The sequence below is a fragment of the Pseudomonas sp. PK-RTE-24 genome (assembly GCF_054052265.1).
Genome location: NZ_CM133224.1, coordinates 4,089,333 through 4,115,231, shown reverse-complemented (window position 1 = coordinate 4,115,231; position 25,899 = coordinate 4,089,333). Strand labels below are relative to the sequence as shown.

Sequence of the window (25,899 nt, the reverse complement as noted above, 5' to 3'; positions counted from 1 at the left end):
ATCCGAAACCGTCATACGCAGCCTCATTAAGATGAGGATATCCGCATACCGGACATACATATGTTTGATTGCTATTGGGCATTAAAATATTCCAGATTGGATTCCTAACAGTGTACTGCAGGATCAGGCTTGGAGTACTTACGAATACTTCCAGCACTTGATACGACACCATATTCATCAGGGGGAACCGGAGGACAGACCACGGTTTGTTAAACGTGACGTGTCCTATTTACCCCTGGAATTAATATTCGAATTTCGTTTTTACTTGTTCGCCTTCTCGATAGGAGAGTACGAATGACTTCCAGGGTTCACCGCGTTTGACTGCGTTGGCCTGTAATTCGCGGACCAGACGTAGAATTTTTGCATCGTTCATATCGGTTTCGACGCTCCAGTCTTCGATGCCATCCTTCTCAACGGATAGTTCAGTTTCAATGAACCCTTCTCCCAGCTCCACCCCGTAACGGAATGAGTCATAGCCGTGGACGATGCCGGCTTCGACTTCCTGGAAGATTTCTTTAACGATTTTTACATCTTCAGTAATCACTATATAACCTCTGGCACCTGATTCGGCTCATTATCAAAAAGCACAGTTTTAGGCTTCCCATCAATTGTGTAAGTAACTCTCATCGCGTCAGGGCGTACTGAGCTTGGGTCTTCACGGATAAATCTGACGGTTGTGACACCGACTGTTTTTGACGGATCGTTGAGCGCTTCCCTAACTCTATTCTCATAGAACACTTTATAAGCCGAATTATTGAAATTTCTGTCCTGTGGAAACAGATTGTACCCATCGCACGTGCCGCCCTGGCTACACGCTTGCGCATGCCCGCCCACATCCGTGTCTCTGCCTTCCTTGCCTGCTTCAGTTTGTCTTGGATCCCGAGGAACCTTCTCTTTGGTCGGCGTAAATGTCAATTCCTCGACCATGCCTTTGCTGTTGGTGGTGAAGCTTGTGCCGTTATCAAGCTCATAACGGGTGTTCGGGCTTCTGGCAGCAGGATTGTTGAGCAGTTCATATTCATGGCTACCCTTGACGGACTTGGTGGTATCGACTTTAACAACCGTCTCGACGTGAGTCTTGGGCGCATCGCCATGGAACGGGGAAACAGGTGGATTGGCCTTTGGTCCGTCAACCCAGCCTTTGCCTGGGGAGTCGCCAAGTTCATCTGCCCAACCCGGATGCTTGGGATCTATAGGATCTGTCAGCTTCCCGCCGCCGGTTCCCTTGTTTCCGGCGATACTGAAAACCTTGCCAGTGATGCTACCTGCCATGTTGGTTGCGGTGCCTAGTGCGATGTTCAGCAGCGTAGTGGCCCCGCGCACATAAACGTCGCCCTTTTGATCGCTAACACCGAGTCCAAACATCTTCTTGAAGGCGTTATCGCTGGCTTCCAGGCGTTTCTTGTCTTCACCGCTGAGCTCGCTGGCGATCCCCTTGGCAATTGCATCCTTGGCGGCATCAATCTTGTCGCCGAATAGCTTGGCGATCAGGACATTTCCTGCCAGACCAACAGCAGCTTTTGCTGGCCCCATCGCTGCCTGGATGGCGAGGCCAAGCAGCTGAACTTGCTCCTTGGGTAGCGTATCCATGTAGCTTTGTAGCTTTTCAGCCTCGAACAGGAGCTTGTCGCCCGGAGAATCGGGAACGAGCTTTACGGTTCCGATGGCGCGATTTTCGCCATCCGTGTCCCGGAAGTGGGTATAAACCGGATCCGATGCCTGACTTTTATCAGCACATCCGGTTGAATCACTGCAGCCCTGTTGCTGCTGTGCGAATGTGACGAATACCTGCGCGAATTTGCGAATGACTATTACGTCTTCAGGCTTCAGATCATTTATATCCCCCGGCTTCCCTCCATTGCGCACCAGATTTTTGGCAATGCTAAGTGCTAGTTCGTCCCCCAGATCCTGACGCGCCGAGGCTGGCACTTCATCCAGCGATACTCGCTGTGCCTGAAGATTGTTCCAGGCCTGACCAACCAGGTTGACAGGCCCTGTGACGAGGGACAGCGCAGCTTCGATAGAGCCTTGAGTGGCGTCACCGTAGTTCTCTATTTTTTCCGCCCAGTCCTTCAATGTGCCCGAAGGATCGGCGACGGCCTCAAGTGACGATTTGCTCACGTACAGATCGGTGCGAGACTCCTTGTCCTTGGTGATTTCGTAACCTTTGTCTACGTCGCGATTCAAACCGGCAGTCGAATCCTTGCCCGTTTCGGCGTCCTGGCGTACCACGATCTCGCCGGCGCCGACGGTGCCGCGCACGATCTGTTCACGGTCTTTGTCGTACTTCCAGCCGTTGACGCTCCAGCCAGTTTCGCCTTCCTTGCCTTTACCAACCTGGCTGCCGTCCTGAGCACCGCTGCCTTTGCCAGCGGTGTAACTGCCACCGACGTTCAGGTAATAACCGTGCTCTTTGTCTTTACCGGCGATGTCACTGAAACCCAACGTGCCGGTATCCAGTTTCAAATTACCGTTGTCGGCAGCGATCAGTGCACCGTCCAGTTGAGTGTGATTTTCGGTACGGATATCGACTTTGCTTTTACCGGTGATGCTGGTTTGCTGTTCGATCCAGTTCGTCTTGCCGGTGGTCTGGCCGTAACCGACTGAACCGCTGACACCAGCGCCCGGACCAAATGTGGCGGTTACACTGATATCGAACTCTTTACCCTTCACTTTCCCGGTGTCAGGGACCGAAGACACATTCAGATCACCGCCCACGCGCCCATTGACCTCATCACCACGCAACGTAGCGCCAGCGATATTGGTGTCCTTGCCGCTGGTGAAGCCCAGCCGGTCGCCTGCATAGAGGTAAGCCTCTTGCTGACGCTCGCCCTCACGCTCCAGATTGCCCTTGCCCAGGTTGACGCTGGCGTAAACGCCAACACCCTCGGAACCAAACACCAGCCCCAACTCCCCGCCGCCGTTGTGGCGGTTGCGGTCACTGCTGCTGTCGTTCTGTGTCGAGCGGATATTGAGGTCATTGAAAGCGTTGAGCTCGATATCGCGGCGAGCCGTGACCTGGGTACCGATGAGGTTGAGATCGTGTTCGGCTTGCAGATTGACGTCCCGGCCAGCACCCAGTTGAGTCGGCGTGGAAGTGCCATGTGAACCATCTTCAGTGGCGACCCCGTAGCTGCCGCCGACACCGATCTTGAAGCCACCACTGGTTCCGCCATGGATGCCGCCCCAGCTTTCGCGCTGGGTACTGTCTTGGCTGACGTTGCCTTTGGCGACGTCGAAGGTGACATCGCGTCCGACGACGTTGATGTCGCGCCCCGCCTGGAACTTCGCACCCTTTACCGTCACATCATTCTTGGCATTCAGGTTCAGGTCGTTGCCGGCATTCAAGGTTGACGACCGACTGCTCTGCTCGATGCTCTGCTGACTGCTGCTTTGCTTGCTGTTGCCGAACTTGACGTCCGCAGTCGGGCCCGAAACAAATTGGCCGACTGCATCCACCGCCTTGAGGGTGCTTGAGCCTTTGCTGACGTTGTCCTCACCTTTACCGGCGCCATTTACAGCGTCTTTGGTCTGGCCGTAGTTATGGTTCAGGCTCACGCCCAAGCCATTGCGCTCGGCCTCGCGCTGCTGTTCCACCAAAAGCGTTTCGCGAGCCGCGTCAATGTTGATATTGCGCCCGGCGGTCAGATTGATGTCGTTATTCGCCACCAGATCCGAGCCGGTCTGGTTGATATCGCGTTTGGCGTTGATGCTCAGATCCTGGCCGGCACTGATCTGGCTGGCGGCACCGGTCTGCTGTTCGCGCCGGTCCTTTTCCTTGAGCCCATCGGCACCGGCAAAGAAACTCACGCCATTAGCGTCACTGGAAACGCCGATACCGGCTTTTTTCGATTTCGACCAAGCCTGCTCGGCACTTTCGTCGGAAGCGGCGACTATGCTGACGTCTCGACCCGCGTCCATGCTGACGTGGCGTCCGGCATCGATTCCGCTGCCTAGAACGTTGATATCGCGCTCGGCGCTCAGGATCGTGTCCCGCCCGGCGCTGACCATGCTGCCAACGCTCGTGCTGCCTTCACCCAGCCGTCCCGCCTCTTTGGCTGAAGAAAGGGAAAGGAAACCGCCGGAAACAGAAAGCCCGGTTTTCTTTTTGTAGGCTTCACTTCGCCTGTAGTCGGTTTCGTCCGCCGAAATCAGGTTTATGTCACCGCTGTCATCGACCAGACCGGCGCGGAACTCGACGTCGTTGGCCGCTGAAACGGTGCTGGCCTGCAACAGGAAATCCTTGCCTGAAGCAACGACTACGTCATTGCCAGCCTGGAACTCGCTGGCGATCTGACTGGTGCTCGTGTTGACTGCGTTTTTACCGCTCTTAGAGAGACCGAAAGATCCCTTCTTGGTGGTTTTGCTGTAGTCACTGTGCTCGTCAACACTGGAGAGCACCGAGATATCGTTCAACGCGCCCAGGACAAGATTATTACCAGCCTTCATTTGGCTGCCAATGACAGTAACGTCGCGGCCTCCATTCAAAGAGACGCCGCCTTCGGCCGACTGGGTGGTGTTGACCGTCAGATCATGGCCAGCCTCAATCACAGAAGCCACGTTGGTGCTGTCATAGCTTCCTCGCTCTGTGGTTTTACTTTTACCGAATGAACCCTTTTTCTTCTTGTAGTAATAAGACGAACTCTCATCCTTCGCCGAAGCTACGGTGATGTCCTGCTCGGCATCGAGGCTGATGTCCTCGGTCGCTTTGATGCGGCTGGCAATGATGCCCAGGTCGTTGCCGGCGTTCAGCGCGATGTCGCGGCCGGCGTTCAACACTGATGATTGCTGCGTGATGCTATGGGTTTCGTTCGCGCGTTTTTTGCTGCGTGAAACGTAGTCGCTCTCATCGGCGGCCGAGGTGATGACGATGTCGTTACCGGAATCGACGCTGAGATCGCGCTTGGCATCCAGTCGACTGGCCACGATTGCCACGTCGCGATCGGCACTGATCGACAGATCCCGTCCGGACGTCACTTCAGCGCCGTGCTGGGTGATGGTCTGGTTGAGGAAGTTGCTGCCGCGCGAGTCGGTGCGGCGATCCTGGACCGAGGTGATGTTGACGTCGCGTCCGGCATCGAGCGCCATGTCCTGTCCGCTGCTCAGGACACCACCGATGTTGCTGATGTCGCGACCTGCGCCAATGTTGAGATCATTGGCGGCTTCGATCCGCGCGGCGTTGTTCAGTACGTCGCGATGCTGCAGCGTGCCGCCGTAACTGGAATCGTAGCCATACACGTCGCGCTGGTTGATCACATCGCCGCGAGTGGCGGTCAGGCTGACATCGCGCCCGGAAATAATGCCGCCACCGCTGTTGACGATGTTGTTGCCGGCCTTGAGCGTCAGTCGCTCGCCCGCCTCGATCAATCCTGTATTGGAGAGGTTGTTGCCGGCTTCGGCCGACAGGTTATTGGAGGCGCGAAGCGTGCCGGCGTTGGTCAGGTCCGTACCGGCAATCAGTGTTACGTCGCCGCCCTGGATCAGCGCACCGTTGGGTGCCAGTCGGTTATTGGCCTGGGCCAGATACAGCACCGGCACCAGCACTTTCTCGCCATTCACTTCGTGCTCTTCGAGCCAGACGATGTCGTGGGTCAGCGCTGCCACTTGCTGAGCAGTCAGAGTTACGCCGACTGACAGGTTCAGTTCATTCTTGCTGGCGACGGCGTTATTCATGAGGTACTTGAACATAGCCTCGTCGGAGGTCTGCCCATCGATGAAACGCTGGCCGGTACGGGCGACAACGGCTTGCTGCACCAGGCGCTGTTCGAACAAGCCGTCGCCCAGACGCTTGGCGCTGTTGTCGGGGTCATAGCCGAGTTTATCGAGCAGGTAGTCCGAGCTCATGAACTGCTTGAGCTCAGTGAGCGCCGGGTTGGTCTCGATCAGGTATTTGTGTGGATTGGAACGCACGCTGGTGTCGGGCAGGCCCTGTACCCGCGGCACGTCGAACGAAACGTTGCCACGATTGGGCAGCAACACGCCGACCGGGCCATCCCCGGCGGCCGCGCTGACATTGATCAGCGTCGCCTGATCGTTGAGATTGAGCGATGGCCGGGCCGCCAATGCCAGTTCGCGGTTCTTGATCGATACAGGATCGCTACCGTCGAACTGAATATCCGTGGCCTTCCTCACTGGCATGCCGCCCGCATGACTTAAGGGCGCAACGTCGATGGAGCCGATTGTCCTCGACGGGCCAGATGCTAGTGTCGGATCGCTGCCGCCTTTACCGCTGAGTCGGAACAGACCGTTGTCGCCGGTTGGCAGCGTGAAGCCAGGCAGTGCCAGCGGGTTGACTTGTTGTTGAGCCAGATCTGGTGGCAACTGCGGGTTCAGAAAAACCACGGTAGGTTTGGCGGAGTTTTTCACCCCGGTGTCCGCGGTGCCTTTGACGGTACCGCCGAAGTTTGTGTACGGGTTCAGATTGCCGTTGTTGATCGTGGTTTTAGCGTTGATCTCTACGGCCTGGCCGGCCTGGACGATAGAGGAAACGCTTGAGCCGCCGTTGGTGAAAATTCTGCGGTCTTCCTTGAGTTGACCAGCCAGAATGGACGCAGGAACGGCCACCTCAGGGCCCATACCGAACTTGGTATTAATCGCTGATGTTTTTTGTTTATCTAAATCGGTTTCTTCCCAATGAGTGCCACCTTTGTCGGGCTCGTGCACACTCTTCCCATAGCGGTACACGTTTTTCGAGTTTCTCAAGGCATAGGCGGTGAGCTCATTGTCATAGCCATACGCCAGACTTTCAGGCAAGTAAGAGAGCTTGAATATACGCGACCGAGTAAAGCTCCCCGATTGCAATCCCTGGTTCTCAAACGAATCGACATTCAACGTGATATTTTTTCCCGCTGAAACTGTCGAAGCGATATTTGCGAAATCGCCGACATCAGCCGTCATACTTCCTGCAACGGATACCGAGGACTGCGGGCCATTGATCGTGGACTGCGAATCGAAACTTTCGTTGACATAAAACGTGTTGTTACGCCAATCGAAAGTGATGTCGCCAGAAACCAACTTCTCCTCGCCAATCACCCCTTCTGTCTTGTTATTGAAACTATTGGCCGACAACGAAAAATCACCGTCGACATTGATCGAAGCCGCGAGGTTATTCACGCTGTTCGCACGGCCACCGCTCATGCCGGCAATTGTCAGATTGCCGATGCTGTAAACATCGCCCGTCTGGTTGGTGAAGTCATTAACCAGCAGGTTCATGTTGCCGCCGCTGAACAACAAGCCGTGATCGTTCACCAGACTTGCCGTCTTGACTGTCAGATCCTGAGCGGCTCCCAGCGTACCGGTGTTGCTGACGCTGCCCGCGTTGATCGTCATGCCGTAATTGGAAGTCAGTCTTCCGCCAGCGTTGTTCAGCAACCCGCCAATGTTGAACGTACCCAGGCCGCCACTGCCGATGCTGGCGAGACTGGTCAGGCCCAGTTGCGCAGCATTGAAGGTCATATCCCCCAGACTGCTCACCCGCCCATTACCGCCGTAAGTCCCACTCAACTGAATATCAAGCCCGCCATCACTGGCAATCAACCCCTCGTTCGTCCAGTTCCCGCCACGCCCCACCAACTGATTCGAGGCCAGCAACTGACCACTAGCCGTCTGCACGAAATTGCCGACATTCACCGTCAAGCGCCCCGCCTGAATCACGCTGCTGTTGGTCCAGCTGTCCGCGTTCAGGGTCAGGCCGCCACGGGTCACCAGTGAGCCGCCGGCGTTCATTACGTTGGTGGTGGAGATGCCGAATTCACCGAGGCCGACATGGGTCACTGTGCCGCCAGCGTTGAGCAAGCTCGGTGCGGCGAGGGAGAAGTCGGTGTTGGCGGTTTCCACCAGGCCGTTGCGGTTGTCGAACTGGCTGCCGATCTGGAAATCGGTTTTGCCGCTGCCGCCGAGGGCGCGTAGTTTGCCGCTCTGGTTGTTGAGGTTGGCGGCGCGAATCGCCAGGGTGCTGGCGCTTTCGATCAGGCCGCCGTTGTTGGCGAGATTGCTGCCAAGGCCAAGGTCGATGAGGCTGCCGCTGACTTGGCCGGCCGTGTTGTTCATCGAGCCGGCGATGACGTTCACCTGGCCGCGGGCATAGATGCCGCCGCCGCTGTTGTCGAGGGCGTTGCCGCCGGCATTGAGCAGGATGTCGCCGCTGTTGGCGGCAATGCGCCCGCCGTCGCTGTAGATACCGCCCAGTGCGCGCAGGTCGAGGCGACTGCCTTCGATCTTGCCTGACTGGCCGTTGCGCAGCACACCGGTCAGACGGGTTTGCAGCAGACCTTTGAGGCTCGACAGCACGCCGCCTCGGCTGTCGAGACTGGCGGCGGTGAGGTTCAGGTCGCCGTTCTGCGCGATGATCTTGCCGCCCTGGTTATCGATTGCGCCGTTGCCCGTGTGGACGGTCAGCGCGGTCATGCTTTGCACCGCGCCGCCGGCGTTGTTCAGTGCGGCTGCGGTGAGAGTGGCGTCAGCGGCATCGCTGGAAATCAGGCCATCGCCGTCGTTGCGCAGCAGGCCGCCGGCGGTGAGGTTCAGTTGGCCGCTGCCGGCGATGGTGCCGCGCTGGCTGTTGTTCAGATCGCCGCTGGTGAGCAGGCTCAGCAGGCTCTGGCTGATCATTTGGCCGCCACGGTTGTCGATGCTGGTCGAACGCGTCAGCACCAGCGGCCCAGTGCTGCCGAGCGCGCCGTTGACGTTGGTCAGCGCGCCGAGCAGGTCGAGGGTGACGCGATCATCGCCGACCAGACTGCCGCCGCTGTTGTTCAACGCGCCGCCGGTGAACGTCAGGGCTTTTTTCGCGCTCAGGTTACCCGAGGCATTGTTCAGGCTCGCCGCCCGGATATCGAGGGCGTCGGCACTTTTGATCAAACCACCGGAGGCGTTGTTGAGTTCGCCGCCGAGCACGGTCAGGGTTTGCTTGCCGTCGCTGGTCAGCGTGCCGGCGCTGTTGTTCAGGCTGGCGGCCTTGATGAAAAGCTCGCCCTTGCTGCCGACGCCTCCTTGGGTGTGGTTGATCAGCGCGCCGCTGAGGTCAATGCTGACATTGCCGAGCTGGCTGGAGATCGCGCCACCGAGGCTGTTATCGATAGTGCCGCCGGCCAGGGTCACGCCGGTCCAGCCTGAGATCAGGCCGCCGTTGTTCTTCAGCTCGGCTGCGGTGAGGGACAGTTGCTGATTGCTGATCAGATTGCCGCCGCGATTGTCCAGACTGTTGGCGCTAAGGCTGAAGCTGTTGACGCTGGAAACCTCACCTTTCTGGTTGTTCAGGTCACGCAGGGTGGCGATGCTCAGCACGCCTTTGCTGTTGATCACGCCGTCCTGGTTATTGAGGTCACGCAGATGCGCAATGCTCAGCGCGCCTTTGCTACTGATCACCCCGCCCTGGTTGTTGAGGTCCTGCGCGGTGGCGCCGAGGTCGATGGCAAGGCCAGCGGCACCCACCAGCGTGCCCTCCTCGTTGTTCAGGCCGGTGCTGTTGAGGGTCAGTTGTTGCGCGGCGCGGATGCTGCCCTTGTTGTGGTTGTCGAGCAGGCCATCGACGGTCACCGAGATATCGCTGTCACTGAGCAATACGCCGCCATCGCTGTTGTCGAGACTGGCCGCGCGAACCTGCAATGCTGCTGCCGCGATCGTGCCTTTGATCGAGGTCAGGGCCTTGTCGAGGGTCAGGCTCAGTTTCTGATTGCTCAGCACTTGGCCGCCGCTGTTGTCCAGCGATTTGGCGATCAGTTCAAAGGCCTGCTCGCTGGAAATCTCGCCACCACGGTTGTTCACCTCAGAGAGATTCTTCAGCAGCAACTGCCCTGGCGCATTGATCACCCCACCCTGGTTGTTCAGCGCACCACCGTGCAGGTCGACGCTGACGCTGGCGTGGCTGCTGAACAGTTTGCCGCCCTGCTGATCGAGGCCCTGAATATCGGCAGTCAACGCATTGCCAGCGCCGAGGCTGCCAGCCGTGTTGGTCACTTTGCCGGCGCTGAACTCAAGCTGATCGGCGGCGTAAATGCTCGCATGACTGTTATTGAGTTCGCCGGTAGTTATGTGCAGATTGCTTTTGCTGCTGATCACGCCTTTCTGCTGGTTGTCCAGCGCGCTACTGGTGAGCGTCAACGCTGCATCGGTCAACAACTGGCCGCCACGGTTGCTGACCGCACCGTGTGTGTCGACGCTGAGCGCTTTGGCGCTGGACAGCGTACCGCCATCGTTATTGAGGCTTTGCGCATCGATCGCCAGCGCACCTTCGCTGAACAGACTGCCCTGCGCGTTGTTCAGCTCGCCGGAAAGAGTGATGGCGAGGTCTTGTTGCGTGGTCAGGCGAGCGCTGTTTTCCAGACTTTTGCCGACCAGCGTCAGGCCGGTAGCGCCGGACAGCACGCCGTTGTTGCGGTTGATCACCTCGTTGACGGTCAACGCCAGATTGCCGCCCGCCAGCATGTAGCCGCTGTCGCTATTGTCGAGCCAGGCGCCGATCAGGCTCACGCCGGCCTTGCTCGACAGTTCACCGCTGCGGTTATCGACACGGTCGACGACCAGTTGCAGCGCTTGGGTCGAACCGACCAGGCCTTCCTGACGGTTATCCAGACGCGCCGCCGTGAGCGTCAGGCCCTCGTCGGCGATGACCACGCCAGCCTGGTTGTCGAACAGATCGGTGACGGTGAAATCGACCTCGCCACGCCCGCGAATCTCACCGCCGCTATTGTCGAGGCTGGCGCTGCGCGCTTGGAGGCCAGCGGAGGCGATCAGGCCTTTTACGTTGCTCAGCGCACGGTCGATGACCAGGGTGAGTTTTTCATTGCTGAGCAGCTTGCCACCGTCGTTGTTCAGGCTTTGTGCGTTGAGGTTCCAGGCTTTGGCAGCGGAGATTTCCCCGGCGCTGTTGTTCACATCCTTGAGGTTTTTCAGCAGCAGTTGCCCCGGCGTATGAATGTTGCCGCGCTGGTTATCGAGCAGGCCATTGTTGAGGTCCAGGGTCAGGTCGCCATTGCTGAACAGCTCGCCGCCGTCCTGCTGCAGCGAGGTGACGGAAGCCTGCAGGGTTTTCTGGCTGCCGATGATGCCGCCGGAGTTATCCAGATGCGCGGTGGTCAGCAACAGCGTGCCGTCCGTGGCGAGGCTGCCGCCCTGCCGGTTCTTGAACTCACCGGTGGTCAGGGTCGAATCGGCCTTGGCACTGAGGATGCCGTTGTCGCTGTTATCGAGACTGCCGCTGGTGAAGGTCAGGCCCTTTTGCGAGGCGAGCAGCCCGCCCTGATTCTGTACCCCGGCGACGCTGGTCAGTGCCATCGCTTCCAGGCTCGACAGCTTGCCCAGGCGATTGTCGAGGCTGCCGAGATTCAGGGTCATCTGCCCTTCACTGCTGATCAGACCTTGCTGATTGTCGAGGGCATTGTCGAGGGTCAGGTTCAGTGTGTTCTGGCTGACGATCCGCCCGCCCACATTGCTCAAACCGATGCCGCTGAGCGTCGCCGCGCCTTTGCTGAAAATCAGGCCATTGGTGGCGTTGATGATCTGCGCGACTTTCAGGCCCAGCGTAGTGTCGGACAGCACCTTGCCGCCCTCGCTGTTGTCCAGGCGTGCGCCATTGATATGCAGGTCGAGTTGACTGGAAAGCGTACTGGCGCGGTTGTCGATCTGGTCGACATTGACGGTCAGGGTCTTGAGCGACCCGACCAGGCTGTCCTGGCGGCTGTTGAGGGTTTTGCCGGTGAGTTTCAGATTGCCTTCGGCAACCAGTTCGCCGGTTTGCTGAGTCAGGTTGTCGATGCTGGCGTCGATATCGCCCTTGCCGGAAATCCGTCCGGCATCGTTGGTGACATCCCGGGCTTTGAGGCTCAACAGTCCGGTCGAGGTCAGCAAGCCGCCGTTGCTGTTGTTCAGCGTGCTGCCTTCGAAGGTCAGCGCTGCCTTGCTCTCGGCGCGGCCCTTGTCGCGGTTATCCAGATTATCGATTAGCAGCGTCGTCGCTTTGTCGGCGCGCAAAACACCCGCACGGTTGTCGGTGGTCGCGCTGCTGACGGTCAGGGTGTCGAGACCGGAAATCTTGCCGGCGCGGTTATCCAGGCGCGTGGCCTGCACGTCCATCGCACCGTTGGCCTGGATCAGGCCCTTGTTCTGGTTGTTCAACTGGTCGCTGATGCGCGTGGTCAGTGTGCCTTCGCTGGTCAGCTGGCCTTGCTGGCTGTTGTCCAGTTGTTGCGCTTTGATCGCTACGGCCTGTTTCGCGCCGATCCGTCCGGTGCGATTGTTGATGGCGCCGAGGGCGGTGATGTCGAGCAAACGGCCAGCGGTGATCAGGCCGGCGACGTTGTCCAGCGAGGTGAGCGTGAGCACTACGTCGCTCTGGCTGCCAAGTTCACCGTTGCTGTTGATCAACTGACCGATGTTGCCGGTGAGTTTGCCATTGCTGGTGAGCGTGCCTTGATTGTTCAGCACCTGATTGGCAGTGAGGGTCAGGCTGTTGTTGCCCAGCACTTTGCCGGCGTTGCGGTTGTCCAGCGTGCCGGCGGTGATGCTCGTGGTCTGGCCACTGAGCAGGCCATTCTGGTTGTTGAGGGTTTGCGCGGCGTTGACGGTCAGGTTGCGGCTGGCGCTGAGGCTCTTGCCACTGTTGCTCAGATTCTGTGCGCGAAGGCTCAAATCACCGTTGCTGTTACGGCTGCCGTCAGCATTGACGCCGGCTTCGATGGCGCCGGCATTGGTCAGTTGCCCACCGGCGCTGAGCACCACGCTGTCGCGGGCGGCCAAGGTCTGGCGGTTGGTCAGGTTGCCTTGGGTCTGTACGTTGAGCGATGTGCCGGCGTAAACCGGCGCTTGCGCGTCGAGGCTGGCGGCTTTGACGTTGACCGCGCCGGTAGCCGAGGTGTCGGCCAGGCTCAGTTGCCCGTTCGCATCAAGCTGAATATCGCCGCCGCTGGCGATCAGTTTGCCGTCGAGTTTCACCCCCACGCCGGCCTCGGTGCCGACCAGTTTGATCGCCCCGGCGTACATGCCGCCGAGGGCCGAGGAGTCGATGGCCAGTTGCGGTTTGGCGCTGCCGTCGTCGGCGCGGGCAGTGGCGTTGAGGGTGTCGGCGTTGACGTCGTTGCGACCGGCGACGATGGTCAGGTTCTGCGCTTGAATCTGCGCATTGATCTTGGCGCTGCGGGTGATGATTTCGAAACGGTCGATATTGGTCGCGTTGATGCCCGCGCCTTCGATAGCCACGCTGCCCTGATCGACCTGAAAGCGATCCAGTCGACCGTTTTCCAGCACTGGTTTACCGGTAGTCAGCGTCACCCGAGGTGCGTTGATGAAACCGCAGCCATTGCAGGTGATGCCATAGGGGTTGGCGACGATGACCCGCGCCGACTGCCCGGCCACTTCGGTGTAACCGCGCAACTGACTCGGGTTGCCGCTGATGACTTCGTTCAGAATCGCCTGCGCCGAACCGCTGTTCTTCAGATTCGGGTTGCCAATGACGTGGCCGCCCAGTTGCGTGTTCGAAGTTTGAGTCGCGCCGTTGTTGAGGATGACGCCTTGTGCGCCGACGTTGTAATCGTGGAACTGGTTGTGCGACAGGCCACTGGCGTTGGGCGTGGCGATGTTGACGATCGGCACGCCGTTGCCGGCACGGTCCAGCGTGGTATTCGGGTTGGCCACGACGATGCCGTCGGCCTGCGCCCACAGCGGTTGCCAGAACATGACGTTGGCCAGCAGGAACGCCAGTCCGCGCTTGGGCATGCCGAGGAACTCCTCGCGTTTGGCCACGACGGCAGAAGGCTGGCGAGCGAGGAATGCGTACTGGCGAACGTCCATGTGAAGATCCTGCAACGGGCAATAATCGGTCTGATCAGGTGCCATGCTCCGCAGGTAAGCGGCGCGGATGAGCGCAAAGAGTCGCTGGCATCCCTGCAATAGCGCACTAGTATCAAAATAGTGGCGCGATATTAGATGGCCACTATTTTGGCGTCAATTAATGGATGCGTTGAAAAATCGATTTCGATGAGCGGTACGGCTCAAATCCGTAGGCAATGAGCTTGTTAACGGATCTATTTATCAGCGTAGGTTTGCGAGCGCGGGTACGCCTTCAGGGTTACTCAAGATTCATCCGAAGCAACCTCTGTAAGATTTCAGACGATCCCTTGTAGGTTTCATCCCGAGTGTTCGATTCCTACGCAAAACACAGAAAGATCTGACTGCTGTCGTTTTCCAGATACACGCACATTTCTCTGTCACAAACAGACACAGGGAAATGTGCTCAATGATGCACCCCGCCAACCTCGCGGCAGCCGCAGCGTCCAAAGCCCCGATCATCGGCCCCGCCGCCTGCCCCTTGCGCAACACCCACGTGCAACTGCTGCCCCTCGCGTACGGCCTTGTCGAAAAATCCTTCGACCCCAGCACCGAACTCACGCTGCCGTACACCCTGACCACGCGCCCCATGGGCATCCGCCGCCTGCGCGATGGCTGGCTGTACATCGTCGACAGCCTCAGCGGTGAGCTCTATGAATACCGCGTGCTGGAAGGTGTCATCAGCGCATTGCTGCATCGCGGCAAAAGCGTCAGCGAGGATCAGCGCAGCACCATCGAAGAACGTCCGGCATTGATCTTCTCGCGCAAAAGCACCCTGTACCTGACCTTCGCCGACGTGCAGTTGAGCGCGGCGAAGTGCCGACAGGTGCTGGACAGCGCGGAGGAGCGCGAGCACTTCATGCAGGCGGTCGATCTCGGCCCGGTGCATTGTCTGATCGGCGGCGAGCATTTGCTCACCGTGGCCCAGGCCAAACAGTGGCTGGCGGAAGTGGCCTGCACAGCGAAACCGCTGGCCGAGGCGGATGCCACGCGGATGCCGACGGTGCAGGTCAGCGATGCGCCGGAGCACGAACGCGAACCCTATCTGTGGGAAAACCCACGACGTTTTCGCGAGGCGCATATCGGCGAATTTCTTGGTCGGGTGCGCGGGCCTTATCAGGACGACACGCTGTTTCTGCTGGTCAACGACGACCTCGGCGTGATGCGCGATCTGGCTGATTATCAGGACCTGGTGGTCGGCTGGGTCGAGCAGTGGAGCAACACCGACAACAACGAGCGCGACTATCTGCTGGCCAGTTACATCGAGTCGCTGAGCCAGCTCGGATCTCAGGACTTCGACACTTTGGCCAAGGCCAGCGACGATCCGCGCGCCCAGGCATTGTTTGCTGAACTGGAGCAATTGCCCGAACCGGATCGGGAAAATACCCGGCAGGCGCTGCTCGAGTATTTGAACAAGGGTGGTGAGCTCGAGCCAGTTGCAGGCGAAGCCACGCCTGAGTTGCAACAGCTTCGCGAAAAGGCACTGGACGAGTCGCTGGCGCTGAACCGTTTCGACGGCGTCGCCCCGGATTTCACCGCACATGCTCGCGTCACCGCCGAGGCAGATCGGCGCTTTTACACCCGTGAATATTTTGTTGAAGTGGCCCCGGCCGACTTCGTCGAGCGCCACCTCAGCACACTGGTCGAGCTCGGCAAAGATCAGAGTCGGCGCATGAAAGACGTGCTCGACGGCCCGCTGCTCAGCGGCAAGCGCGGCATCAACGACCTGATCGACCGCCCGGCGATGGACGAGGTGCTGAACAATCATCGCGACAACCTCGGACGCTGGAATCGCCTGCTCGAACGCATCACCGCCGACCGCGCGCAATTGCTGTGCGCCGGGCGTTTCCATCGCTCGGCGTGGTATTTCGACGGGCAAGTGCAGATCGATCAGGCGCTCGCCAGCGAATACGCCTGCCTCAAGGACATCGGCCGCAGCGACGCGGCCAATGAGCAAATGCTCGGTTACCTCGAGCAACACCCGCAACTGACCCGCCCGCTGTTCTACACCTTGCCGCTGCGCTTGCAGAGCGAACAGGCCGGGCAATATTCAACGCTGTTCAACGCCGGCATGGCGATGTTCAACAACCTGCCGGCCTGGCTGGCCAAGTTGCAGAGCATCGAGCAGCCGCAGCTGCCCGCGCTGGACGACCTGCCCGCACACAGTCGCGTCTTGGCGGACGCGGTGCAAGACACCTACAGCCCGGCGCTGAACCTCGGCCTGAGCCGGGCGCTGGAAGGCTTCGATCTTGCCGGCGAGAAAATCCCCGACCTCGACGAACTGTTCCAGCGCTTGCCCAAAGCCCTGCGCCTGCGCGTCTTCGACGCCGCGCGAACCAGCGGCGTGACCTTCACCGTGTCCACCCCGGCTGAGCAAGCGGCGCTGCAAGCCACGATCAAGGAAGTGCTGCGCGAACGCGACTACCTGAAAACTCTCAACCGCGAACGCAACCAGCTCACCCACAATAAAAACCGCCAAGGCCACAAAACCGCCCGGGCGGTGGAATTGCAGCAGGAAATCGTTCGCGTGCGCACGCAACTGGCGCTGTTCGAAGGCCGCCTTGCGGCAGCGCTAAGCCCGATTGACGAACTGCCGGATCGCTCGGCACGGCTGTATGGCGCCACCCCGGCGAAAGCGGGCGTGACGGTGGTGTTTCCGTCGGCGCAGCAAGGGGAATTGCGCGGGTTGCTGGAGAACATTCGCGCGGGGGTGGCGGGGGTTTCGAAGGCGAGTCTGGTGCGGACGGAGGGGATGGGGTTGTTGGTGGTGTTGGTGCAGGTGGTGAATTTGGTGGGGGTTTATCGGGAGCTGCGCAGGCAGGCTGTAAATGAAAGAGTGTGGACCTCGTTGATGAATTCAGTCGTTGCAACGGGAGCGGCGGGATTTAGTGCCGCACAAAGTCTTGCTGATACGGCGTTAAAAGTTCGCTGCGCTTCTCTAGTGGCAAGCGTTCAGCTCCATGCCTTGCAGACCGTGCACGTGCAGATGGGGAAATTGCATGTGGGATTGGGTTTTTTTACATATTTGTCAGGGTTGGCTTCTTCTACGAACAGTATTGTCACGCAACGCAAAAACTGGGAACAGGCGGTTCGCAGTGGAAATCATTCGGCGCAAAGCGCAGCTGCATTGGCGACGATGGGAGCTGGTGGCATGACATCAGTTAGTGGCTATGGTTTGACCAACACTGTCCACTCCACATTCAAGGTATTGAAGGCGTCAAGTAATGCCGCTCGTAGAGCTGCTTGGGCCGCTGCTGGCACACGTTTATCCACCGTCTTTTTCCGCTTCAATCTCGCTGGAGCACTTTTTACTGTTCTAGAGCTGGGGGGTAGCTTGCTGTACAGCCGCTACAACATCAGTGCTCACGATAAATGGTTGAAAATCACACCGTGGAGTAGGGATAGCGAGATGCGTGGCGACCACTCACTTTATGACTATCAAAGTTATCTGGCTTTTTTAATTCACGCACCTTACGCGCAGCTTGGCCCAAATCTGTACGACTCTTGGCTGAAGGATCTGTTATTCAAAGCCAAACCCAGCGATATTCACTTAGCATTGCCGACCCTAACGCTGAATGATCTGCTGCGTCCGTTTGGCGGCAACCCAACCTCCCGTTTAGGTATCGGCGCGCACCGCATTTCAATTCCGCTGCACAGTCGAGGAGCACCACGAGAGCAGCGAGATGTCATTAGTGACGAGATTTTAAGCAGCCTGCGCATCGTGAAGTCCAGCCCAGAAGGACTGATACTTTGTCTCCAGTATCCAGCGGGCCTCGGGTCGGAATTTGTTCCCGCGAAAGAAACGCTGGAATTGGCTGTGTGCGTTCAGACATTGAATAAAAAGGGTGAATGGGCATCTCGAACTCGCGTCATTCACCTCGATCCGCGTGGTGAGGGTCATTTTGGGGTTGTTACTCCCCAACAGGTCAAAGAAAAACCTCCAGTTTTGCTGGTTGAGGCTCACCTGTTAGAAAGAGCTGACCATGCTGAATAATCACGATGATCCATTAGCAACTCGCCCGCTTCGACAGCCTAGAAAGACCGGTGACATTGAGGCGTTTCCGAGCGGAAAAATTACCTATCTCGCGCCCTTGCCATTACCAACATCAATGCCAGCTTACGGTCGGCATATTGGTGAACTGAATGACGTTTATATGGATTTCGGTTTAGGGACACTGGAGGTTTTTTCTTGGCAAGTCATTTTAGGCGGACCATTCAGCGGCACATTAATGATCGCGTTCCTATATCCACTGATGGGAGGGTTTATAGGACTTCTGTTAGGTGATAGCTGGGAGTTCATTAAAGAAGTCATTGAGGGTATTTTTTTTGCCATTTACAAATTGGCTTTCTCAACGGGTTTAATTGCCTTGTTTATTGGCCTAGGCGTCTGGCACCACGTCCACAAAACCCGCGCCACCCTCATCCCAACCCGCTTCAACCGTCAACGCCGCGAAGTCTGCTTCATGCCCGAAGGCGCCACCGAACCTGTCTTCGTCCCATGGGAATCGCTGTCCGCCTGGATCATAGAAGCCAAGGGCGCCACCCAGTTCGGCATCCACCGCCAATACGGCATGGGCATCGGTTTCTACCAAGGTGAAACCCTCATAAGCCAGGAATTCCAATGCGCCGGCCTGGAGCTCGCGATCAGCCATTGGGAAGCGATTCGCGGTTACATGGAGTACGAAGTCAACGACCTCAAATCGATTCAGGACCTGCAAGACCTGCAAGGCCCGGACGACCCACCCCACGAAGGCCTGCATACATTCCACAATGCCCGCGCGCGGATGCATCAGGAGATCCATGAAGGCCGCCGCTCGCGGTTGTCGGGGTTCTTCTGGTACCTGTATCACGTCATGACCTTATGGACGATTCCCAATCGTCTGGTCGAATGGGAAGTGCGTCGGCTGGAAAGAATCGGCAAGCAGGCGCTGCCGGAAGTCATGCGTGCCTGGTCCGAGCCGCTGCCGAAAGAGCAATGGGCCAAGCCCAGTGAAGAGTTGTTGCGGCTGAGCGAACAAGTGCGGCGGATGCACAAGCGCCAGCCGCATCGGCCGATTACGCAGATTTTCGCTGAGGTTTGCAGGCGAGCTGAGTGCTGATGTTGAGCAGTTTTGTGGCCAGAGGGTGGGAGGTTTTTGCCTGTTTGAGCGCCTTCGCGAGCAGGCTCGCTCCCACAGAGGACCGCGTTGGACGCGGATGTTTCGGTTGATCTTGGACAAAGTGGGAGACCCTCGGGGTGGCGGCCATTTCTCAGTGGTTGCTACCGGGTCGGCCAAGGAAAACCCGATGGTTCTGCTGGTTGAAAATCAATACCTCGGAAGGGCTGACCATGCTGAATAATCACAATGAGCCTCTTGTTGATGCGCAATGTGAGGTGATCAGAAAAGCGGGCGATGTAGAGCCGTTTCCAAGCGGAAAGATCACCTATCTCGCACCGTTGCCACTGCCCACACCGATGCCCCCTTATGGCCCACATATCGGTGAGCTCAATGATGTTTACATGGAATTCGGGATAGGACCGCCATAAGTGTTCATGTGGCAGGTAACAGTAGGGTTGCCCTTTAGTGCAACCTTCATGATCACGTGCCTTTTTCCCGCAATTGCTGGTTTTATGTTTTTTCTGGCAGGTTCGGGGTGGAATGACATATGCGGCGCCATCGAAGGAGTTTTCGATGCTTTGATTGGTACGGGCTCTTTGACCATTTTTTGTTCTTTGTGTATTAACCTGGGCGTCTGGCAGCACGTCCACAAAAAACGCCTCTCCCTCATCCCAACCCGCTTCAACCGTCAACGCCGCGAAGTCTGCTTCATGCCCCGGGGCGCGACCGAACCGGTATTTGTCCCGTGGGAGTCGCTCAGCGCCTGGATCATCGAAGCCCAAGGTGCCAGCCAGTTCGGCGTCCATCGCCAATACGGCATGGGCATCGGTTTTCGCCACGGCGAAACCCTCACCAGCCTCGAATTCCAATGCGCCGGCCTGGAGCTCGCGATCAGCCATTGGGAAGCGATTCGCGGTTACATGGAGTACGAGGTCAACGACCTCAAATCGATTCAGGATTTGCAGGATCTGCAAGGCCCGGACGACCCACCCCACGAAGGCCTGCATACATTCCACAATGCCCGCGCGCGGATGCATCAGGAGATCCATGAAGGCCGCCGCTCGCGGTTGTCGGGGTTCTTCTGGTACCTGTATCACGTCATGACCCTATGGACGATTCCCAACCGTCTGCTCGAATGGGAAATTCGTCGGCTGGAAAGAATCGGCAAGCAGGCGCTGCCGGATGTTATGCGTGCCTGGTCCGAGCCATTGCCGAAAGAGCAATGGGCCAAGCCCAGTGAAGAGTTGTTGCGACTGAGTGAACAAGTGCGGCGGATGCACAAGCGCCAGCCGCATCGGCCGATTACCGAAATATTCGCCGCTGCCGGTGCAAGCAGACACGCGACAAGGCAAGGGGCGTGATTTGCCAGTAAACTCCCCTCCTTTCGCCGCCCGTTCTTCTTCGCGGCCACCCTCTTGATCAAAATGCGGAGTCCACCTTGCGTCTGTTCCACACCTCCGACTGGCACCTTGGGCAAAACCTGCACGGCCAGGAGCGCGATTTCGAGCACGCGTGTTTTCTCGAATGGCTGCTGCGCCAGTTGCACTTGGCGCAGCCGGATGTGCTGCTGATTGCCGGCGATATCTTCGATACGGTCAATCCGCCGGTCAAAGCTCAGGAACGCCTTTACGACTTCATCGTCAGCGCTCACGAACAGCAGCCGTTGCTGACCATCGTGATGATCGCCGGCAACCATGATTCCGGCTCGCGGATCGAGCTGCCGGCGCCGTTGATGCGGCGTTTGCGCACTCACGCGTTGGGTCGGGTCTTGTGGCTGGATGACGGGCAACTCGATGCCGAGCGCCTGCTGCTGCCGCTGCCGAATGCCCAAGGAGAAATCGCCGCGTGGTGTCTGGCGCTGCCGTTTTTGCGCCCGGCGGAAGTCACTGGCGCGCATCTGGGTGACAACTATCTGCGCGGCATCGCTCAGGTGCATGAATGGCTGATCGCGGCGGCGAATGCCAAGCGTCAACCCGGGCAGGCGTTGATCGCTATCAGCCACGCGCACATGGCCGGGGGCTCTGTGTCGGAGGATTCCGAACGCAGCCTGATCATCGGCAATGCCGAAGCGCTGCCCGCCAGCCTGTTCGGCGAAAGCATCAGTTACGTCGCCCTCGGCCATTTGCACAAGCCGCAGAAGGTCAACGGCGAGGAGCGCATCCGCTACAGCGGCTCGCCGATTCCGCTGTCGTTCTCCGAAATCGGTTATCAACATCAGGTTCTCGATGTGGTCCTCGACGGTGAAACCCTGGTCAGCGTCGAGCCGAAACTGATCCCGCGCTCGGTCAATCTGCAGCGCATCGGCCCGGCACCGCTGGCCGAGATTCTGCTGCAACTGGCCGACCTGCCGAACATCGATCTGCTCGCCGAAACCCAGCGCCAGCCCTGGCTCGAAGTGCGCGTGCGCCTGGATGAGCCGCAGCCGGATCTGCGCCATCAAGTGGAAACCGCACTGCAAGGCAAAGCCGTGCGACTGGTGCGCATCGCCGCTGAATACGCCGGCAATCGTGGCGCCGATGGCAGCGATGACGGCAGCACGTTGATCGAACTCGACCAGCTCACCCCGCAGGAATTGTTCAGCCGCGCCTGGCTCGACAATTACGGCAGCGAGGTCGACGAGCAGACGCTCAAGGACTTCGCCGAACTGCTGCAGGACGTGCAACTGGAGGGCGAGCAGCCATGAAGATTCTCGCCATTCGTTTGAAGAACCTGGCCTCGCTGGCCGGTCCTTTCGAGATCGATTTCACCGCCGAACCGCTGGCCAGCGCCGGGCTGTTTGCGATCACCGGCCCCACAGGCGCCGGCAAAAGCACCCTGCTCGACGCCTTGTGCCTAGCACTGTTCGGCGCCGTACCGCGCCTGAACAACACCGGTCGCGATGCGAAAGTCCCCGACGCTGACGGTGAAATCGCCACTGGTGACCCGCGCACCTTGCTGCGGCGTGGCACGGGTGAAGGCTATGCCGAAGTGGATTTTGTCGGCGTCGATGGCCGCCGCTATCGCGCGCGCTGGGAAGCCAATCGTGCTCGCGAGAAGGCTGGTGGCAAACTCCAGGCCAGTCGGCAGAGCCTGCGCGACATCGATCAGGATCAACTGCTCGCCAGCCAGAAAGGCGAATACAAAACCCAGCTGGAAGCCGCGCTGGGCCTCAACTTTGAACAGTTCACCCGCGCTGTGCTGCTGGCGCAGAGTGAGTTCAGCGCGTTCCTCAAGGCCGACGACAACGACCGCAGTGAACTGCTGGAAAAACTCACAGACACCGCGCTCTACACCCGCCTCGGCCGCCGCGCTTTCGACAAGACCAAAGAAGCCCGCGAAGCGCACAAGCTGTTGCAGGATCAGGCTACCGGGGTAACGCCTTTGGCGCCGGAAGCCCGCGCCGAACTCGACGAGCGTTTCAACACCGCGCAGCAACATATGAAGGCGCAACAGGCGCAGCTCAAACAGCTTGAGCAACAACACGGTTGGCTGAAGGATTTGCATCAGTTGCAGGACGCGCAAAAGGCCGCCAGCGAACAACTGCAAGCCGCGCAACAGCAATGGCAGGCACTGGCCGGCGAGCGGGTAAAACTGACGCGTCTGGAACAGCTTGGCCCGCAACGCCATCAGTTCGCGCGCAAGGCCGAGCTTGATGCGCTGCTGACGCCACTGGCGACGCAGATTGCCGCGCACACCCAACAACACGCTGCGTTGGGCGAGCGCCAGACGCAACTGGCGCAAAACCTCGATGCAGCAAAAGTCGCCCTGAGCGAAGCGCAACAGCGCCAGAGCGAAAACGCACCGTTGCTGCGTCAGGCATTCGAAGAGCAAAGCACCCTCGCCCGTCTGATCAAGGACACTGCCAGCAGCGCCGAAGCCCGACAAACCGCCGAGCAAGCGTTCAAGGATGGCCAGAGCGCGATTCAGGCCTTGCAGGAAAAACAGGCTGAAGTCGCCGCACGCTTGCAACGCATCGCCACCGAGCTTGAGCAGAGCGCCCATCTGGCGCCCTTGAGCGATGCCTGGAGCGCCTATCGCGACCGTCTGCAACAGCTGATGCTGATCGGCAACCGCATGAACAAGGGCCAGAGCGAACTGGCGTCCCTCGAACAGAACGCCGCGCGCAGTGCTGAGCAACTGGCCTCGCACAAACAGCAACTGGAAGTGCTGTTCAAAGAGGCCGGCGCCGAGCCCGATGCGGTTGCGGAACAGATCGGCCTGCTCGGCACCTTGCTGCAGGACAACCGCAAACAGCTGCGCGCAATCGAAGACCTGTCGCGCCTGTGGGCGTCTCAGCAGGATCTCGACAAGCGCAGCGCCAAGTTGCAACAACGTCAGCTCGACGCGCAGCAGCAACGCGAACGCTTGACCCAGGACGGTGTGAAAACCAAGGCCGAACTGACCGTCGCCGAGCAGACCCTCAATGTCACTCGCGAACTGCTCGAGCGTCAGCGGCTGGCGCGCAGTGCCAGTGTCGAAGAGTTGCGCGCGCAGTTGCAGGACGATCAGCCCTGCCCGGTCTGCGGCAGCAACGAGCATCCCTATCATCAGCCCGAAGCGCTGTTGCAAAGCCTTGGCCGTCACGATGAAAGCGAACAGGCCAACGCCCAGCAAGTGGTCGATCAGCTCAAGGAAAAACTGATCGAGCTGCGCGGCGAAGTCGGTGGCGTGATCGCGCAACAGAAAGAGCTGCTGCAGCAACAGGAACAACTGGCGGCGCAGCAACAAGCCCTGGCCCCGAGCCTCGAGGCGCATCCGCTGGCCGCGCAACTGTTCAATCAGGACGCCGACAAACGCGACGCCTGGCTCAGCCGCCAGACCGAGCAGTTGAACCAGAGCATCACTCAAGACGAGCAACGGCAAAGCGCCCTGCTCACCTTGCAACAGGACGCGGCGCGCTTGTCGCAACAATTGCGTCAGGCCGAGGTGGCGTATCAGCAAGCGGCGCAACAGCTGAGCCATCAGCAGCATGAACTCAACAACGACCGTCAGCGCCTTGAAGAAGAACTCAGCGCGTTCGGTCCGCTGCTGCCGGCTGACACCCTCGAAGCACTGCGCCTGGAGCCGGCGGCAACATTCATGCAGTTGGATCGGCAGATCGCCGAGCGTCTGGCCCAGCTCGAACAGCAAAAGGAAGAGCTGAGCGAACAGCAGCAACGCCAGCAGACGTTGGAGAAAGAACAGGATCGCCAACAGCTGCGCACTCAGCAACTGCACAGCGCCGAGCAACAATTCACCGCGCTGACCGAGCAGCAGCAAAGCTGTCAGGAAAAACTCGCGCAGTTACTTGGCAAGCACGACAGCGCCGAGCATTGGCAGCAGCAGCTGGAACACGCGGTGGAACAGGCGCGCGTCGCCGAAACCAGTACGGCTGAAGAGCTGCAAAGCGTGCGCACGCAGCTGGTGCAGATCGCAGCCGAACTCAAGTCACAGCAGGATCGCCTGCAAGCATTGGAGGCTGAAGAACAGGCACTCGCCGGCAAGATCGCCGATTGGCGCGCCAGCCACCCGGAACTGGATGACAGCGGCCTGGAAGACTTGCTGCGCTTCGACGACGCGCAAGTCGCCGGACTGCGCCAGACCCTTCAGCACAACGAAAAAGCCATCGAACAAGCCCAGGTCCTGTTGCAGGAGCGCGATCAGCGTCTGCTGGATCACCAGGCCCGGCAGGACGGCAATCTTGACGCCGAACAGCTGGACAGCGCTCTCGCCGAGCTGCAAACCCGGTTTGCCGTCAGCGAGCAGCAATGCGCCGAACTGCGCGCCGAGCAGGTTGAAGACCAGCGCCGACAGAACGCCAATCAGGCGTTGGCCCGGCAGATCGCTGACGCCTACGCCGAGTATCAACGCTGGGCGCGACTCAGTGCCTTGATTGGCTCGGCCACCGGTGACACCTTCCGCAAGATCGCCCAGGCGTACAACCTCGACCTGCTGGTGCACCACGCCAACGCGCAGCTGCGCCAACTGGTCAAACGCTATCGCCTCAAACGTGGCGGCAGCATGCTCGGCCTGCTGGTGATGGACACGGAAATGGGCGACGAACTGCGCTCGGTGCATTCGTTGTCGGGCGGCGAGACGTTCCTCGTATCACTCGCCCTTGCGCTGGGTCTGGCCTCGATGGCGTCGAGCACGCTGAAAATCGAATCGCTGTTTATCGACGAAGGTTTCGGCAGCCTTGATCCGGAATCCTTGCAACTGGCCATGGACGCGCTCGATGGCTTGCAGGCACAGGGACGCAAGGTGGCGGTGATTTCCCACGTGCAGGAAATGCACGAGCGGATTCCGGTGCAGATTCAGGTGCGGCGCCAAGGCAATGGTTTGAGCACGCTGGAGGTGAAATGAACACGCTGTATTCCTTCCGCCGCTGCCCTTACGCCATGCGTGCGCGAATGGCGCTGCGTTATGCGGGCGTGCCGGTGGAGATTGTCGAAGTCAGTCTCAAGGACAAACCGGCGCAGATGCTGGCGCTCTCGCCCAAGGGCACGGTGCCGGTGCTGAATGCCGATGGCGTGGTGATCGATGAGAGTCTGCAGATCATGCGCTGGGCGTTGGCGCAGAATGATCCGGATGATTGGTTGCTGGCCGGTGATTCGTTCGCGGCACTGTGGATGGAGAAACTGATTGAAGGCAATGATCAGATTTTCAAATCGGCTTTGAATCGCTACAAGTACGCCGAGCGTTACCCTGAGCAGCCGATGGAAGCTTATCGGGCTGAAGGTGCGTTATTTCTGCAGAAACTGGATGAGCTGCTTGAAGGACGTGACTACTTGCTGGCCGATCATCCGAGCCTCGCCGACATCGCCCTGCTGCCCTTCGTCCGGCAGTTCGCTCACGTTGATCGAGAGTGGTTCGCGCAGACGCCTTATGTTCGCTTGCAGGCCTGGTTGCAGCGCTTGCTCGAATCCGAACTGTTCACCTCGATCATGAAGAAGTAACTCTCTCTCTCTTGATCGTTCCCACGCTCCGCGTGGGAACGCAGCCGGGGACGCTCCGCGTCCCA

General features: G+C 59.0%; 9 protein-coding genes. 7 read left to right on the top strand and 2 right to left on the bottom strand.

The features are described 5' to 3' along the window. Positions 1–241: 241 nt before the first annotated feature. On the bottom strand, positions 242–544 hold the full coding sequence (locus ACV8MC_RS18570) for a hypothetical protein (RefSeq protein ID WP_434765813.1): 303 nt from the start codon (positions 542–544) through the stop codon (positions 242–244). Beyond that, complete coding sequence (locus ACV8MC_RS18565) at positions 544–13,785, bottom strand: hemagglutinin repeat-containing protein (protein WP_457262923.1); 13,242 nt, start codon at positions 13,783–13,785, stop codon at positions 544–546. The genes ACV8MC_RS18570 and ACV8MC_RS18565 overlap by 1 nt, the downstream gene beginning before the upstream one ends. Before the next feature lie 436 nt (positions 13,786–14,221). On the opposite strand from ACV8MC_RS18565, the gene ACV8MC_RS18560 reads away from it, so the two are divergent. The 7 genes from ACV8MC_RS18560 to ACV8MC_RS18530 all read left to right on the top strand — a co-directional run bounded on the left by ACV8MC_RS18560 (position 14,222) and on the right by ACV8MC_RS18530 (position 25,834). After that, on the top strand, positions 14,222–17,815 hold the full coding sequence (locus ACV8MC_RS18560; RefSeq protein WP_457262921.1) for a toxin VasX: 3,594 nt from the start codon (positions 14,222–14,224) through the stop codon (positions 17,813–17,815). Further along, entirely contained in the window at positions 17,805–18,920 is a 1,116-nt protein-coding gene (locus tag ACV8MC_RS18555; protein ID WP_457262920.1) for a hypothetical protein, read from the top strand. Before ACV8MC_RS18560 ends, ACV8MC_RS18555 begins: the two co-directional genes overlap by 11 nt. 200 nt (positions 18,921–19,120) lie before the next feature. Continuing rightward, positions 19,121–19,348 carry a hypothetical protein gene (locus tag ACV8MC_RS18550; RefSeq protein ID WP_457262918.1) on the top strand — a complete coding sequence of 76 codons (228 nt, stop codon included), beginning with the start codon at positions 19,121–19,123 and terminating at the stop codon, positions 19,346–19,348. 6 nt (positions 19,349–19,354) lie between these two features. Next, positions 19,355–20,281: a hypothetical protein gene (locus ACV8MC_RS18545; RefSeq protein WP_457265570.1), complete on the top strand. Its 927-nt coding sequence runs from the start codon at positions 19,355–19,357 to the stop codon at positions 20,279–20,281. A gap of 77 nt (positions 20,282–20,358) precedes the next feature. Beyond that, positions 20,359–21,603 (top strand): exonuclease SbcCD subunit D C-terminal domain-containing protein, encoded by a 1,245-nt coding sequence (locus tag ACV8MC_RS18540; RefSeq protein WP_457262916.1) that lies wholly within the window; start codon positions 20,359–20,361, stop codon positions 21,601–21,603. Then, positions 21,600–25,241 (top strand): AAA family ATPase, encoded by a 3,642-nt coding sequence (locus ACV8MC_RS18535; RefSeq protein WP_457262914.1) that lies wholly within the window; start codon positions 21,600–21,602, stop codon positions 25,239–25,241. The genes ACV8MC_RS18540 and ACV8MC_RS18535 overlap by 4 nt, the downstream gene beginning before the upstream one ends. Further along, a complete protein-coding gene (locus tag ACV8MC_RS18530) occupies positions 25,238–25,834 on the top strand; it encodes a glutathione S-transferase (RefSeq protein WP_252886338.1) in 597 nt (198 codons plus the stop codon). The genes ACV8MC_RS18535 and ACV8MC_RS18530 overlap by 4 nt, the downstream gene beginning before the upstream one ends. The last annotated feature ends 65 nt before the right edge of the window (positions 25,835–25,899 follow it).

Coding starts and splice junctions, on each gene's coding strand:
- ACV8MC_RS18565 (WP_457262923.1), bottom strand. CDS start 13,785: ATGGACGTTCGCCAGTACGCATTCCTCGCTCGCCAGCCTTCTGCCGTC.
- ACV8MC_RS18530 (WP_252886338.1), top strand. CDS start 25,238: ATGAACACGCTGTATTCCTTCCGCCGCTGCCCTTACGCCATGCGTGCG.
- ACV8MC_RS18535 (WP_457262914.1), top strand. CDS start 21,600: ATGAAGATTCTCGCCATTCGTTTGAAGAACCTGGCCTCGCTGGCCGGT.
- ACV8MC_RS18555 (WP_457262920.1), top strand. CDS start 17,805: ATGCTGAATAATCACGATGATCCATTAGCAACTCGCCCGCTTCGACAG.
- ACV8MC_RS18560 (WP_457262921.1), top strand. CDS start 14,222: ATGTGCTCAATGATGCACCCCGCCAACCTCGCGGCAGCCGCAGCGTCC.
- ACV8MC_RS18545 (WP_457265570.1), top strand. CDS start 19,355: ATGTGGCAGGTAACAGTAGGGTTGCCCTTTAGTGCAACCTTCATGATC.